We start from the raw sequence: 15,010 nt of genomic DNA, 5'->3' as shown, positions 1-15,010 counted from the left end.
TTGCTCGACAAACTCTCTGAAATAATTCACGATCGAGCCGTTTGCAAACCCGTTATTTTTCCTACATTTGCGGCAATAGTTATGACAACAAACAGACAACATCATCACCATACAATGAAACGCTCAGGCGAGGTGATATAGTTGTGTCTAAAAAATACTTTTATCAATCCCGTCTGATTAATTTTGGACGGGATTTTTTTTGCCCTTTCCAGAACACCCAGACTTTAAAAACAGAAACATGAGTACATTAAAAATTGCAGTTCAGAAATCCGGAAGATTAAACGACGACTCTATTGGTCTATTGAAGAACTGTGGCATTCACATTGACAATGGCAAAGATCAATTGAAGGCCAGCGCGTCTAACTTCCCGATGGATGTTTTGTATTTGAGAAATGGTGATATCCCCCAATATGTAGAAGATGGTGTGGCAGACATTGCTATCGTCGGCGAAAACCTCCTGGTCGAGGCAGGCAACGATATAGAAGTAGTGAGAAAACTCGGTTTCTCCAAGTGTAAGCTATCTCTTGCTGTACCCAAAGAACTGGACTATGAAGGCGTACAATACTTCGACGGCAAACGTATCGCTACCTCCTACCCCAACACCCTTCAGCAATACCTTGACCAACACAACGTGAAAGCCGACATCCACGTCATCAAAGGATCCGTAGAGATCGCTCCCAACATCGGCTTGGCCGAAGGGATTTGTGACTTGGTCAGCTCAGGCAGTACTTTGTTTAAAAACGGCCTCAAGGAAGCGGATCAAATCTTGATATCTGAAGCCGTTTTGGTCAAAAGCAAAAAATTGACCCCAGAGCAAGAAGAACTACTGGACACCCTTCTATTCAGACTGGATGCGGTACAAAAAGGTAAAAAATCGAAGTATGTCCTCATGAACGTACCCAATGACAAAATCGATGGTGTGATCAACATGCTCCCAGGGATGAGAAGCCCTACGGTACTGCCCTTGGCAGAAGCAGGATGGAGCTCAGTACACACCGTGATCGAGGAAGGAAAATTCTGGGAAGTCATCGACCAACTGAAAGCTGCCGGTGCAGAAGGAATCCTCATCGTCCCAATCGAAAAAATGGTACTATGATTGTCTCTCTCTATCCCAAAAAATCAGAATGGGCAGCACTGACACAGCGCCCTGTACTCGAGCAGCAAAACTTGCAGTCCACGGTTGATGGTGTATTTGATGCGATCAAGACAAATGGCGACCAAGCTGTCTTGTCGTTTACCGAGCGGTTCGACAAGGCACAGTTGTCTTCATCTGTTGTCTCGGATCAAGAAATCGAAGCGGCCCAGCAGCGCATCTCTGACGAACTGAAAGCGGCCATTCAATTGGCTGCCCAAAACATCGAGACCTTTCATGCCGCCCAAAAACCTGGACGTGTAGAAGTCGAAACGGCTCCTGGCGTAGTGTGCTGGCAAGAAGCCAAAGGCATCCAAAAAGTAGGAATATACATCCCTGGTGGGACAGCCCCTTTGTTTTCGACCGTACTGATGCTTGCCATCCCCGCTACAATAGCAGGATGCGACGAAATCGTACTCTGCACCCCCCCAGGACCCGACGGGTCGGTCAACCCGGCGATTCTCTTCGCCGCGCAATACGCGGGCGTCAAGCAAGTGTACAAAGTCGGCGGCATCCAAGCCATCGGCGCGATGACTTTCGGCACAGAGAGTATCCCAAAAGTGGACAAGATTTTCGGGCCAGGCAACCAATACGTCACAGCTGCCAAACAGCGAGCCGCACAACTAGGTGTCGCAATAGACATGCCTGCAGGTCCATCAGAACTGCTCGTCATGGCAGATGAAACCGCTGTACCGGCTTTCGTCGTATCTGATTTGCTATCCCAAGCCGAGCATGGGATCGATAGTCAAGTGATTTGTGTAATCAAAAGCGAGAGCCAAGTCACAGCGATCCAATCCGAATTGGAAGCGCAACTCGCCGTACTGCCCCGCAAAGAGATCGCCCAAAAAGCCATCGCCAACTCCAAAATCATCTGCATCGCAGAGGATCAGGACTGTGTGGACTTCATCAACGAATACGCGCCAGAGCACTACATCCTTTGTGTCCAAAACGAGGACTTCTACCTTGATCAGGTTCGGAACGCAGGGTCGGTATTCATCGGCAACTACACCCCGGAGAGCGCGGGAGATTATGCTTCGGGCACCAATCATACCCTACCAACCAATGGCTATGCCAAGTCATACAGCGGCGTGAATTTGGATTCGTTCATGAAGAAAATCACCTTCCAGAAAATCACGGCCACAGGCATACAAAATATAGGCCCTGCCATCGAACACATGGCGGCAGCCGAACTGCTAGACGCACACAAAAATGCCGTCACCGTACGGTTAGATTATTTAAAAACACGAGGCGAATAAAAAGCCATGAACATAAGAAGTCTTTTACGAAAGAACATACAGTCGCTGACGCCCTACAGCTCGGCACGTGACGAATTTGATAGCGTAGCAGAGGTCTATCTAGATGCCAACGAAAACCCGTTTGACAATGGCGTCAATCGCTACCCTGACCCCTATCAAAAACCCGTCAAGGCACGCCTAAGTGAGATCAAAAACATCGCACCAGAGAAAATCCTACTCGGAAATGGGAGCGATGAAGTGCTGGATCTCATCTATCGCGCATTCTGCGAACCCAAAGTGGACAATGTCATCTCACACAATCCGAGCTACGGCATGTACCCCGTCTTGTCAGAGATCAATGACGTGGAACTTCGAAAAGTCAATTTGGATGCAGGATTTTCGCTTGACGCAAAAAAAATGATCGCTGCGTCAGACGAGCATACCAAGCTGTTCTTCATCTGCTCGCCTAACAACCCATCGGGCAATCTGCTCAACAAAGAGGAGATTCGTCAGATTCTGGATTTGAAAAAGGGAATCGTCGTGATTGATGAGGCATATATAGATTTTGCAGAGACGGATTCTTGGCTCACCGAGCTAGACCGCTACCCCAACCTCATCGTATGCCAGACCCTGTCCAAAGCTTGGGGGTTGGCAGGCCTGAGAGTAGGTATGTGTTTTGCATCCGAAGAAATCGTCCGTGTACTCAACGCCATCAAACCTCCGTACAACGTCAATGTGCTATCCCAAGAAGCGGCACTGAAGGCGCTAAACCAAGAGGACGAATTCAAAAAGCAACTGGCGATTATCCTGGATGAAAAGAAGAAAGTAGAAGCGGCACTGGCTCAGTCGCCTTGTGTCCAAGAGTTGTTCCCATCGGACTCCAACTTTGTACTCGCTCGGGTCGAAAATGCCAACGCTTTGTATGATTTCTTACTAGAGAGAAAGGTGATCGTAAGAAATCGCTCCAAAGAACATTTGTGTGCCAACTGCCTTCGTTTCACCATCGGTACACCCGAGGAAAACCAGCGATTGTTGGACGGAATAACTGCCTACGAAAAGAAATAAAGAAACCGTTGACTACCGAAGTTGACCAAATATCTATTATGAAAAAAGTACTATTCATCGACAGAGACGGCACCCTCGTATTGGAGCCTCCAGTGGACTACCAACTAGACTCTCTGGAAAAACTGGAATTCTACCCTGGGGCATTCCAGTGGATGGCCAAAATCGCCAAACTCGGTTATGAACTCGTCATGGTCACCAACCAAGACGGTTTGGGCACGGACTCTTTTCCAGAAGACACCTTCTGGCCAGCGCACAACAAGTGCATGCAGGCATTTGAAAACGAAGGAGTAAATTTCGATGCAGTCAAAATCGACCGCAGCTTCCCTGCTGACAATGCTCCGACACGCAAGCCGCGCACCGGCATGCTCACCGAGTACATGGATGGCAGTTATGACTTGACCAATTCATACGTGATCGGTGACCGTATCACAGACGTAGAATTGGCAAAAAACTTGGGTGCAAAGGCGATTTTCATCCAACAAGAAGAAGGACTGGGCGCTGATGAAATATCTACCAAGATAGAAGAATTGCAACCCTCCATCGCGCTGACAACCACTGATTGGGAAGATATCTACAACCTCGTCAGTCGTGGTTCACGCAAGGGTACCGTCAAGCGTACCACCAAAGAAACCGATATCGATATCGAAGTGGAACTAGACGGCACAGGCCAAGCCGATATCGACACGGGCATCAAGTTCTTTGATCACATGCTGGATCAGATCGCCAAACACGGACTATTGGATCTCAAAATCCAAGTCAAAGGTGATCTCGAAGTAGACGAACACCACACGATCGAAGATACTGGTATAGCCCTCGGCGAGGCGATCGCCGAAGCGCTAGGCAACAAAAAAGGAATCGAAAGGTACGGCTTCTGCCTACCGATGGATGATTGCCTCTGTCAGGTAGCCTTAGATTTCGGAGGACGAAACTGGATCGAATGGGATGCGGAGTTCAAACGCGAAATGGTCGGCAAGATGCCTACCGAGATGTTCTTCCACTTCTTCAAATCCTTCTCTGATGCAGCCAAGTGCAACCTCAACATCAAAGCAGAAGGAGACAACGAACACCACAAGATCGAAGGCATTTTCAAGGCTTTTGCGAAAGCCATCAAAATGTCCGTCAAACAAGACAAAGACAAAATGATCCTGCCATCAACCAAAGGGATGCTATGAGTAAAGTAGTAATAATAGATTACGGAGCTGGCAATGTTCGCTCGGTCAAGTTTGCGCTGGAGCGCATGGGCATCACACCGATGCTAAGCCGAGATGCCGCAGAGATCCAATCCGCAGACAAAATCATCTTCCCTGGCGTAGGTGAGGCAAGTAGCTCGATGAAAGCACTGGAAAACTACGAATTGATCGAGGTGATCCAAAACGCCAAGCAGCCCTTCCTAGGTATCTGTCTCGGCATGCAGATGATGTGTGAGTCATCCGAAGAAAATAACACCCAAGGGCTCGGTATATTTCCTTTACCTGTGAAGTTGTTCGCTGGAGGAACAGTAAAAGTCCCTCACATGGGATGGAACCAAATCGAAGCGTTGAAAACACCGATATTCAACGGACTGGAAGAGAAAGCGTACATGTATTTTGTGCACTCCTACTACGTACCGGATTCGGAATGGACGATTGCCAAAGCGAGCTATCCAACCCCCTTCAGTGCGGCACTTCACAAAGACAACTTCTATGGCTGCCAGTTTCACCCCGAAAAGAGTGGGACATTTGGCCAGCAGATTTTAAAGAATTTTATTGAGATGTAGATTAGTCGGGAATGGATAGTTGGGAGTCAAGGATCGAAATTGAAAATCATCGATAGATTAGGTATTTTTACACCATGAGTACCTTAGAACAGATAACAGAAAAATTAAAACTGATCAAAGAAGAAACCATTTTAAACCAAATTTTGGAGATGGTAACCCTTGAACTCGAAATGAGTCAGAAGATCATGACACTAAGTGATGCTCAAAAAGCAGCTATTCAAGAAGGAATTGATGACATTGAAGCAGGGCGAACATTCAGCCATACAGAAGTCAACCATCAAATTGAAGGATGGCTGAAAGAAAAATAATTTGGACAGCCAAAGCGGCTTTTGATCTTCAAAGGATTGTTGAATACTGGGTAGATAAAACAGGAAATAGCCAGTACAGTTCCAAGCTATTCAAACTCGTTAATAAGTCAGTCTTAACCCTCAAAGTATTCCCTAATACAGGTAGAGTTTCTGATTTTGATGATGTACGAGTAAAACCAGTCCTCAACTATTTGATTTTCTATCAGACAACCCCAAAAGAAATAAGAATTTTGAGAGTATGGGACTCTCGCAGAAACCCCGATAAACTGAAGATATAATTATGCGTATCATTCCCGCAATAGATCTAATAGATGGCAAGTGTGTCCGACTCACCAAGGGTGACTATGACCAGAAAAAAATATACAACGAAAATCCACTCGAAGTGGCCAAAGAATTCGAAGCGGCGGGTATCAAATACCTCCACCTCGTAGATCTGGATGGATCGAAAGCTCGTGAAATCAAAAATGCAGCAGTACTCGAAAGCATCACTGCTCACACAGGGCTGATCGTCGATTTTGGGGGAGGTATTCGTTCGGACAAGGACATCAACATCGCTTTTGATGCGGGTGCTGCTCAGGTCAACCTCGGCAGTGTAGCCTTAGAAAACAAAAACTTATTCGGTGAGTGGCTCCAGAAGTTCGGGAGTGAAAAAATCATCCTCAGTGCCGACTCCACCAATCGCAAGATCGCCATCAACGGCTGGCAAGAAGAATCTCAAGTAGACCTTTTTGACCTGATCAAAGAATACGAAGCAATGGGCAATCAGTATATGGTCTGTACAGACATCAGCAAAGACGGTATGTTGCAAGGAATCGCCGTAGATTTGTACGAAGACCTGATGCGTGAATTTCCAAAACAAAAGATAGTCGCTAGCGGAGGTGTCAAAGACATCACAGATGTAGAGGCTGCAGCTGCACTAAAAATGGACGGCATCATCATCGGCAAAGCCATCTACGAAAACAAGATCTCACTGAAACAACTCGAAGCATATGCTGACTAAAAGAATCGTCCCATGTCTGGACATCAAAGATGGCCGTACCGTCAAGGGCGTCAACTTCGTCAACCTACGTGACGCTGGAGACCCTGTCGAACTTGCTGCGATCTACTCGGAGCAAGGGGCCGACGAACTCGTCTTCCTCGATATCACCGCCACTGGAGATGGCCGAAAAACCACCGCAGAGCTCGTGGAGAAAGTCGCCGAGAAAGTCAACATCCCATTCACCGTCGGTGGTGGGATCAAATCTGTGGAAGATGTATACACTCTGTTGCATCGTGGCGCAGACAAGATATCGATCAACTCGTGGGCGGTCAAAGAACCCAAAGTACTCGACGAACTCGCGGCACAGTTTGGGAGTCAGTGCGTCGTACTCGCGGTGGATGCCAAGCAGATAGATGGCAACTGGAAGGTGCATTTGGTAGGAGGGAAAATCCCTACCGAGATTGATTTATTTGACTGGGTGCGCGAAGCAGAAAGCCGTGGTGCAGGCGAAATATTGTTCACCTCGATGGATCACGATGGGTCGAAAGCTGGCTTTGCCAACGAAGCACTGGCTAAAATGTCCGATATGGTCAACATCCCGATCATCGCTTCGGGCGGAGCGGGGAGTATTCAAGATTTTGCAGATACCTTTGTGCATGGCAAAGCAGATGCAGCACTGGCCGCCAGCGTATTTCATTTCAAAGAAATTGAAATCCCAACACTAAAACAGGAACTAAAATCGCAAGGAATAGCGATGAGAATATAAATCAGTCTGGAAACAATAGACAAAAACCCAAAGGGCAATTGACTACCTCCTCCGACTAACGACTACATACTTATGAATATAGATTTCGAAAAAACTGATGGACTAGTACCTGCGATCATTCAAGATGCTAAGACAAAGAATGTCCTGATGCTAGGCTACATGAATCAAGAAGCACTGACTAAAACCCAAGAAACAGGCAAGGTAACCTTCTACAGCCGTAGCAAACAAAGGCTCTGGACCAAAGGTGAAGAAAGTGGCAACTTCCTAGAGCTAAAAGACATCAAGCTAGACTGTGACAATGACACGCTGTTGATAGCTGTCAATCCCGTAGGACCTACCTGTCACAAAGGAACAGACACGTGCTGGGGCGAAGAAAACAAAGCAAGCTATGGTTTTCTCTCTCAACTAGAAGTAGTCATCAAAGACCGTCACGACAACCCAGACGAAAAATCATACACCTCCTCTCTTTTCAAAAAAGGCATCAATAAGGTGGCTCAGAAAGTAGGAGAAGAAGCCGTAGAAGTCGTCATCGAGGCAAAAGACAATGACGAAGGCTTGTTCCTCAACGAGTCGGCAGATTTGATGTACCACTACCTGATACTCCTCAGAGCCAAAGGCTACTCGCTAGAGGATGTCGTAAAGGTATTGGACGAACGACACAAATAAAAAAAGGTGGTGAGGACATGTCCTCACCACCTTTTTTTATTCATCATTAATCTCTTAGTTGATCTTTTCTATTGTTGATCCACTCGTCAAATCTATTGTTTTGATACGAGCATCTCCTGCGTAACGTAGCACGCTTGCCCCACTAGCGTTTAGTCGAATCTCATCTGTGATTACTATTTCGGCACTACTCGCCCCAGAGAGTTTGACATCTGCCATACTGACCTCCATGTCTGCGTCTTGCATTCTACTAGACCCTCCGATCTCTAATTGAATCGAAGTGGCACTACCTCTAAGTTCCAGATTAGATGCGCCTTGTATATTCGCAATGATGTTCTCTGTTGCAATTTGGGTTCTCAAAAAACTCGCCCCCGTCAAATCAAACGTCACATCCTCTTTGTATATCACATCAGTGGCCGTCAGTCTAGACGCTCCCCTTACAGAAATGTACCCTATTGGGTTATTGGTATATACCCGAGCTTTCAAGATAGTTCTACCACTGATATCAATCCCTCCTTCTACACCTATGACCAATTCTCCTTCTTTTTGGTACGCTTCTATAAATTCATGAAGATTTTCATTGGATTCAATCAAGACATATTGCTCATCCGAGTAAAACACTTCTACATCGAATGCATCCGATACGCTGATACTACTAAAATCCTCAATCGCTATCTCCTCCGTAGTGACCGTCGAAGATGGGCTAATCGTGGCATCATCACAAGACGCAAACATGATCACTACTGCGAGCAACCCTAGCCGCCAGATTTTTTTATGCTTACTATTCATATCCTTCATTTTTTCTCTATTCAAAATGTAAGAATGGATTAGCCAATAAGTGTGCCATTTCTAAACTCTCCAATCAAAACAGAAAAAAATGACCCGTATGCCCTTTACAAAAACACGATATATGCTAAATAGAGCGGGGTAAATGACAATATACCTGAATATAGGTATTGAATACAGCGAGAGAGATGTGCATCTTTGAATTGTAATCAGACAACACCTAGATCAACCTAGACTAGCTCTTGATTAAAGATAATTTTTCTCGAATAAATGCTGCTGACGGTACCATAACTATGGTGCCGTTATTTTTTTATTCGATTTCCAAAATCGTTTGTTTTTGGTTCATCCATGAGAAGGTATCCCCGGCCACTTTACCCAGAATCAATTGCGCGATGGGCGACAGTGGAGAGATAGCCATCACAGACACTGTACCAGCTTTGATCAAGCCCAAACTGACTGATATAAAAAAATTGCCCTTCTCGGTACGCAACAGTGCTCCCGACTCTACCTTGTCAGATATCTTTTTGGGATTGATCCCCTTGAGCATTTTCTGCTGATGCACGAGTTCTGTTAGTTTCTTGGCATACATATCTCGCTCGTTTTGACTCATCGCACGACCCGTCTCATATTTGTCACCAGCCGATGACTTGGTCTCATTATTCGCAGAGGCCTGTGCAGCCTCCATACCAGACTTGGCGATATATATCTTCTCTACTAAAACTGCCTCGCAAGCTTTGTAGACCTTTTCTTTCTTTGTCACTGGTTACAAAATTATCTTCATCACTCTACCTCCACTTCCTGCTGCCCAAATACTACCATCTGGAGCGACATCTAAAGTATGGTATCCTTCGTAAGTGGTCTTTTGCCAAGTATAACCTCCATCATTAGACACGTAGGTTCCTCCAGGACCCGTCGATACGACTTGATCACAACTCACAAAACGAACAGATGACTGGTAAACTGGAAAATTATCTGCAGGAACCCATGACTCCCCACCATCTTCAGTAATCATTACATTATCACTACCTTGGTTTTCTTTGGTGTAATCCCCACCAACAGCCACGCCATGTTTCTCATCACAAAAGTCCAGAGAAAATATCCCCTGACTGGATTCTCCTTGAATAAACGGGACATATATAGCACTCCATACAGAAAAAGAACTGTTGGCTTTCAATATGCGAGCCATACGCCCCCCTGTTCCATTCATAAAAAAATTATCCCCTAAGTAAAGATGACTGCCACTTGCTGCAAACCCTCCTGCTTCATTTTCTGCCATCATGGGTAGTTTGTTAGGGTTGACACGCTTCCAAGATGCACCTCCATTTTTAGTCTTGAGTACAAAAAGTTTATTCGCTATAGGATCTCCCGTCAAGACACCCGTTTTTGAGTCAGAAAAAGAAATCCCGTTAAAAAATCCTTCAGGATAGTTGTTGGCAAACACGGACTTCCATGTAACTCCAGCGTCTATCGTTCGATAGACATTGGACTTGTTCCCTAGACCTGCGCTCATCACGACGACTTCTGTAGGGCTAAGTACTTCTACGTCTCTGAAGTCTAACGAATCTGTGCCTGGGATTTTCACAGTCGCCCATGTTATTCCCCCATCTTCTGTTTTCGCAAGCGCTCCATGGCTGCCGCTCACCCATATAATCTTCTGATCGTAAACAGATATACCACGCAAAGACGCCTCAGTATTGACATCTATCTGCGCGTGGGCAATAGTGGCAGCAAACGAGAATAAAAGCAGGAGTCGTTTCATACTACAAATTACATGGAATGTATGAGATAATTATACAAGCAAACGCATCTATATGCACTGAAGGTTATAAATCCCCTGCCATACAGGGTCAATCGGTATTTCTGGGGAGAGATCTAGGATTACTTCGTGATTCAAGATTCATTGTTCGAAATTCATTATTGTTTTTCGTGAATAACCATCTCTTATAAGCCTTGAGCTTAATTTGAATGACTGGAATAAAAAATATCGAATCTGTCTACCGAGTTTACCCCACAACTTTACAGAGTGATCCGCCATACAGAGCAAATTTATTTAATGAGTGCAAAACGACATACTAGACAAAGGCTTTTGAACAAAAACAGCAGTCGGTATTGATAAGATTTATATCGAGTCTATACCGTTGAAAAAAATCGAAACGGTAAGGGAATGGAGTGGGACATACTGGATTCGAACCAGTGACCTCTGCCCTGTCAAGGCAGCGCTCTAAACCAGCTGAGCTAATACCCCATTTAGTTTCGTTAACCGAGGCGCAAATATCACCCAAACAATTTGAATAACAAATATGGCAGCCCCAAAATAATAATTAATAGAATAAGCCCCCAAAACTTATTCTTACGCTCACTTTCTGGTTCCAACTGATTGTAATAACTCACTTAGTCAAGATACAAAATAAATCTAGGTTTTGGTCAGACTCATCAGCTAGATAAAAATCATCATGATGAATCTCCGCTACCAAACCTGCGTCTTGATCTTGAAGTTTATTCCGGTTGAGTCGGTTCAGTATTTCATAGGGAATCCTCAATATAGGAGCAGGCAACTTGTGCTGTAGGTTGAAAATATCGAAGCGCATAATTTTATTGACAGAAGTTCTGTTCTGCTCGTGGTAGGTCATTACTTTTTCATTGCCCGCGATCCCTTTCATCTCTACTTTGGAAAAGATTCCTTGAGCTAGTGCTTTTAATTCGCTGCTCGTGTATTCACGGATGTGCCAAGGGTTTCGTGATAGAGACATTTTGATATTAGGAGTTGTAATGATAGCCGTTCCTCCTGGTTTGAGGACACGGTGAATCTCTTCGAGAAAAAGCTTATCGTTCTGGATATGCTCTATCACTTGAAAACTGATAACTACATCAAAACTATCTGTAGGAATACCATCAAAAGGAGGGAAAACTGCTTGGCGAAATTCCACACCCGTGTGTTTTTCCTTGAGCGCATCGATCACTTCCTGAATCTTGTCTAATGCCAGATACTCCTCTGCCACTGGGGACAGCAATTCTATACCTCTACCCTCACCACAGCCAGGCTCGAGAACCTTGCCAGAGACGAATGGTTTAGCTTCATAATAGGCCTTTAGCAACCGTTGGTGTATGGGGTTGTCTGAGACGATTTTATCAGAAGCGATTTCAGTTGTAAATGTCGACATGTAGCAAAACTAAAGTATTAATGATCTCAAAACCCGAAAATAATCTATATTTAGAACATGCCGTGGAACAAAACTCTCCTGATCACTCTATGTCTATACTGCCTATGCTTTCAAGTCAAATCCATAGATCTATCCAAGCTAGATTTTAGCCAAAACTACAAGAAGAATGGGGTACGACTGAACTACAGTCTTTCTCAGTCAGATACAACATACAGATTGCTATTGTCGATTGACTATACTCGCTACTCATCTACGGATCAAATCGAAAATCTGACGCTGCTATCACAAGAAAAATTCTCGTCCTCCAAGGATCAAAAAGTGACGCCTAGTTACCAAAACACTAAAAGATTAGTTCCTGGAGAACATTTTGAGTTTCGGTTTTCCGTCCCAAACGAACACAACTATCTTGTCATTCAATTTAACTACCAGAACACTACCTATTACTATGACATAGCGGTCAATGAGTCTCTGGCCTTTCCGTTGGCTACATTCTCTTGTATGAGACTAGAGGACTCGGCGATTGGCCCGCTCTTCCATCTTGGGGACAGCGTGCACCTATCATCTTTAGGTGTTGTTGACCAGACCTACTACCTGTACCAATACACTACGCCTTTCAAGCACGCACTGCCTCCTATGGTCACCCCCAACTTCGATACAACCAACCAGATCTTAGATATCCAGAAGTCGGCGATACCACAAAACGCCTTTAAGCTTGACACCATCAAATCCCTCTATTTTATCCAAACAGACACGACTACCAACACCGGCTCCATGTGCATGAGCCAGTCAAGCAGCTACCCCAAACTCACCCAAATAGAAGAAGTCATTGCTCCATTGGTTTACATCAGTACAAGTGAAGAATATCAAACCATGTTAGTGGCAGAAGACTCAAAAACGGCCTTTGAAGATTTTTGGTTAAAAATCATTCCCGCCAAGAATATGGCCGCAGGTACGATCAAGGCTTTCTACAGAAACGTTCAAGATGCCAACGAGCTATTCACCTCCTACAAAGAAGGCTGGAAAATGGATAGAGGAATGATCTACCTCATCTTCGGACCACCAGAGCGCGTAGAACGAGAGGAGGACAAAGAAATATGGGAGTATTCGCGCTACGAGGGAGATATTAAGTTTACTTTTGTCAAACAAATCAATTTGTTCACCCAGTTCCACTACGTACTCGAACGAGAAAAGAGCTACTCAGGAATATGGTTTAGCGAAATAAAAAAATGGAGACAAGGAAATATATAAACTATAAAAAACCTAAATCGGTCACTTACGACAACATGGTATTTGGTACACGTGCGGTCATAGAAACGATCAAATCAGGCAAAACAATAGATAAGATTTTTCTCCAAAAAGGTCTCGACAATGAGCTCACCAAAGAACTCACCGAGACATTACGCAATGGAGGAGCCATGCTCAGTGTTTCTCGCGTACCTTCCGAAAAGCTAGACCGCTTCACCAAAAAAAATCATCAAGGGGTAGTGGCCTTCGTTTCACCCATCGATTTTGTACCCTTACACAACATCGTAGCAACTAGTTACGAAAACGGCTTTGCTCCACTCATACTCATACTTGATCGAATCACGGATATTCGGAATTTCGGAGCGATCTGTCGTACTGCAGAGTGTGTAGGGGTCAACGGAGTAGTCATCCCTACCAACGGTGCTGCCATGATCAATAGTGATGCAGTAAAAACCTCAGCAGGAGCACTCAACTATCTATCCATAGCAAAAGAACCTCGGCTAACAGAATCCGTCAAATACCTAAAAGACAGTGGTTTTCAGGTCATTGCCTGTACCGAAAAGTCTGATGAGATCGTCTATAGCGCGGATTTGAGTATTCCTACAGCTATTATTATGGGATCCGAAGAAGACGGTGTCTCTGATGAGTTATTGGCGGTAGCAGATCACAAATTAAAGATTCCAATACTGGGAAGTATTCAGTCACTCAACGTCTCCGTCGCAGCAGGTATCATCCTCTACGAAAGTATGCGCCAAAGAAGCTAAAAAAGAAAGCCTGTCATCTAAGGTGACAGGCTTTCTTTTTATATGTACTTTTCTCCTCGTTCTAGTTTTACTTTAGCGACATAGTCTCTAAATTTTGCTTCATTATCCTTCTTACAGACAATAAGCACATCCTTAAAATCACCAACGAGATACCCATCTAGATCATCCAGTATTACCACCCGGTTCGATTCTACTTTGACAATACTATTTTTACAATCGAACATAAGCGCGTCACCATCTACCACATTTTGGTCATCATCTTTGTCACGTAGATCATGTAGAGAATCCCACGAGCCTAAATCTGACCAGTCAAAGTCACCCTCAATCACGTGAACATTAGGTGATTTTTCGAGTATACCATAGTCAATTGATATGCTTTCGCAAGCGGGGTAGATTTTATCAATAAAAACCTGTTCTTCATTTGTATAATATAAATCCTCCCCCTCAGCAAATGACTCAGCTATATCAGGCAAAAATTCTTTAAAAGCATTGGTAATGGCTTTTGTAGACCATACAAATATTCCTGCATTCCATACAAAGTCACCGCTTTCTAAAAATGTCTTGGCCAATTCCAATTCTGGCTTTTCAGTAAACGTCTTTACTTTTTTCACGACACCTTTTTCTTTCTCCATGTATTGGATATAACCATATCCAGTTTCGGGTCTCGTAGGCTTGATGCCAATAGTCACGATCTTATCCGTGCCATTCGCAGCATCAATAGCCTGTTGTGCGACATTAGCAAACTTTTCATACTGAAAAACCACATGATCCGCAGGCGTCACGACCATTATAGCATTGGGGTCTTTAGCATGAATTTTATACGCTGCATAAGCGATACAAGGCGCTGTATTTCTTCTACTTGGCTCACAAAGAATCTGATGATCCGAAAGGTCGGGAAGTTGCTCTTTTACTAAGCCTGCATAGTCATGGTTTGTAACTACTATTACATTATCTTTGTTGGAGACCGAAAGGAATCTTTCATAGGTCAACTGTAGTAGTGACTTTCCGACACCCAATACATCAATAAACTGTTTGGGTTTGGCGTTTCTACTGTAGGGCCAAAATCTACTTCCAACCCCACCTGCCATTATTACTATATGTACGTTTGAGTCCATGACTTATTCGTTTTCTTTCGTGCAAATATATACAT

The 15,010-nt window shown here is 44.4% G+C and carries 17 protein-coding genes and 1 tRNA gene; 12 read left to right on the top strand and 6 right to left on the bottom strand.

The features are described 5' to 3' along the window. Positions 1–238: 238 nt before the first annotated feature. The 10 genes from hisG to hisIE all read left to right on the top strand — a co-directional run bounded on the left by hisG (position 239) and on the right by hisIE (position 7,907). Entirely contained in the window at positions 239–1,096 is an 858-nt protein-coding gene (hisG, locus tag BGP76_RS15565) for an ATP phosphoribosyltransferase (RefSeq protein ID WP_073121800.1), read from the top strand. Then, positions 1,093–2,388, top strand: coding sequence for a histidinol dehydrogenase (hisD, locus tag BGP76_RS15560; RefSeq protein WP_119845360.1), 1,296 nt, complete (start codon positions 1,093–1,095; stop codon positions 2,386–2,388). Before hisG ends, hisD begins: the two co-directional genes overlap by 4 nt. A gap of 6 nt (positions 2,389–2,394) precedes the next feature. Beyond that, a complete protein-coding gene (hisC, locus tag BGP76_RS15555; RefSeq protein WP_119845359.1) occupies positions 2,395–3,432 on the top strand; it encodes a histidinol-phosphate transaminase in 1,038 nt (345 codons plus the stop codon). A 38-nt stretch (positions 3,433–3,470) separates the two neighbouring features. Further along, complete coding sequence (gene hisB / locus BGP76_RS15550) at positions 3,471–4,604, top strand: bifunctional histidinol-phosphatase/imidazoleglycerol-phosphate dehydratase HisB (protein ID WP_119845358.1); 1,134 nt, start codon at positions 3,471–3,473, stop codon at positions 4,602–4,604. Then, complete coding sequence (gene hisH, locus BGP76_RS15545) at positions 4,601–5,188, top strand: imidazole glycerol phosphate synthase subunit HisH (protein WP_119845357.1); 588 nt, start codon at positions 4,601–4,603, stop codon at positions 5,186–5,188. The genes hisB and hisH overlap by 4 nt, the downstream gene beginning before the upstream one ends. Before the next feature lie 74 nt (positions 5,189–5,262). After that, a complete protein-coding gene (locus tag BGP76_RS15540; protein WP_119845356.1) occupies positions 5,263–5,496 on the top strand; it encodes a hypothetical protein in 234 nt (77 codons plus the stop codon). Continuing rightward, entirely contained in the window at positions 5,478–5,774 is a 297-nt protein-coding gene (locus tag BGP76_RS15535) for a type II toxin-antitoxin system RelE/ParE family toxin (protein ID WP_119845355.1), read from the top strand. The genes BGP76_RS15540 and BGP76_RS15535 overlap by 19 nt, the downstream gene beginning before the upstream one ends. A 2-nt stretch (positions 5,775–5,776) precedes the next feature. Beyond that, positions 5,777–6,496 (top strand): 1-(5-phosphoribosyl)-5-[(5-phosphoribosylamino)methylideneamino]imidazole-4-carboxamide isomerase, encoded by a 720-nt coding sequence (gene hisA, locus BGP76_RS15530; RefSeq protein WP_119845354.1) that lies wholly within the window; start codon positions 5,777–5,779, stop codon positions 6,494–6,496. Next, complete coding sequence (gene hisF, locus BGP76_RS15525; protein ID WP_119845353.1) at positions 6,486–7,241, top strand: imidazole glycerol phosphate synthase subunit HisF; 756 nt, start codon at positions 6,486–6,488, stop codon at positions 7,239–7,241. Before hisA ends, hisF begins: the two co-directional genes overlap by 11 nt. 72 nt (positions 7,242–7,313) lie before the next feature. Further along, complete coding sequence (gene hisIE / locus BGP76_RS15520) at positions 7,314–7,907, top strand: bifunctional phosphoribosyl-AMP cyclohydrolase/phosphoribosyl-ATP diphosphatase HisIE (protein ID WP_119845352.1); 594 nt, start codon at positions 7,314–7,316, stop codon at positions 7,905–7,907. 54 nt (positions 7,908–7,961) lie between these two features. Here hisIE and BGP76_RS15515 read toward each other — a convergent pair whose 3' ends face one another. The 5 genes from BGP76_RS15515 to BGP76_RS15495 all read right to left on the bottom strand — a co-directional run bounded on the left by BGP76_RS15515 (position 7,962) and on the right by BGP76_RS15495 (position 11,851). Then, positions 7,962–8,693 (bottom strand): GIN domain-containing protein, encoded by a 732-nt coding sequence (locus tag BGP76_RS15515; protein ID WP_158584292.1) that lies wholly within the window; start codon positions 8,691–8,693, stop codon positions 7,962–7,964. A 307-nt stretch (positions 8,694–9,000) separates the two neighbouring features. Continuing rightward, a complete protein-coding gene (locus BGP76_RS15510; RefSeq protein ID WP_119845350.1) occupies positions 9,001–9,450 on the bottom strand; it encodes a 3-oxoacyl-ACP synthase in 450 nt (149 codons plus the stop codon). A 3-nt stretch (positions 9,451–9,453) separates the two neighbouring features. After that, entirely contained in the window at positions 9,454–10,449 is a 996-nt protein-coding gene (locus BGP76_RS15505) for a hypothetical protein (RefSeq protein WP_119845349.1), read from the bottom strand. A 411-nt stretch (positions 10,450–10,860) separates the two neighbouring features. After that, positions 10,861–10,935, bottom strand: a tRNA-Val gene (locus BGP76_RS15500). Positions 10,936–11,077: 142 nt separating this feature from the next. Then, entirely contained in the window at positions 11,078–11,851 is a 774-nt protein-coding gene (locus BGP76_RS15495) for a bifunctional 2-polyprenyl-6-hydroxyphenol methylase/3-demethylubiquinol 3-O-methyltransferase UbiG (protein WP_073121208.1), read from the bottom strand. A gap of 57 nt (positions 11,852–11,908) precedes the next feature. Between BGP76_RS15495 and BGP76_RS15490 the strand changes: the two genes are divergently transcribed. Continuing rightward, the gene (locus BGP76_RS15490; protein ID WP_119845348.1) at positions 11,909–13,099 is read left to right on the top strand and encodes a GWxTD domain-containing protein; all 1,191 of its coding nucleotides are present in this window, start codon (positions 11,909–11,911) and stop codon (positions 13,097–13,099) included. After that, positions 13,078–13,860 carry a 23S rRNA (guanosine(2251)-2'-O)-methyltransferase RlmB gene (gene rlmB / locus BGP76_RS15485; RefSeq protein WP_073121210.1) on the top strand — a complete coding sequence of 261 codons (783 nt, stop codon included), beginning with the start codon at positions 13,078–13,080 and terminating at the stop codon, positions 13,858–13,860. Before BGP76_RS15490 ends, rlmB begins: the two co-directional genes overlap by 22 nt. A gap of 38 nt (positions 13,861–13,898) precedes the next feature. Here rlmB and BGP76_RS15480 read toward each other — a convergent pair whose 3' ends face one another. Then, positions 13,899–14,975, bottom strand: a complete 1,077-nt coding sequence (locus BGP76_RS15480) for a mannose-1-phosphate guanylyltransferase (protein ID WP_073121211.1) — start codon at positions 14,973–14,975, stop codon at positions 13,899–13,901. Positions 14,976–15,010 lie beyond the last annotated feature (35 nt).

Origin of the sequence: Reichenbachiella sp. MSK19-1, from assembly GCF_003590315.1 — a bacterium.
In the GTDB taxonomy this organism is placed as follows: domain Bacteria; phylum Bacteroidota; class Bacteroidia; order Cytophagales; family Cyclobacteriaceae; genus Reichenbachiella; species Reichenbachiella agariperforans.
The sequence above is the reverse complement of the archived record's forward strand: the minus strand, read 5'-3'. Positions and strand labels throughout refer to the sequence as shown.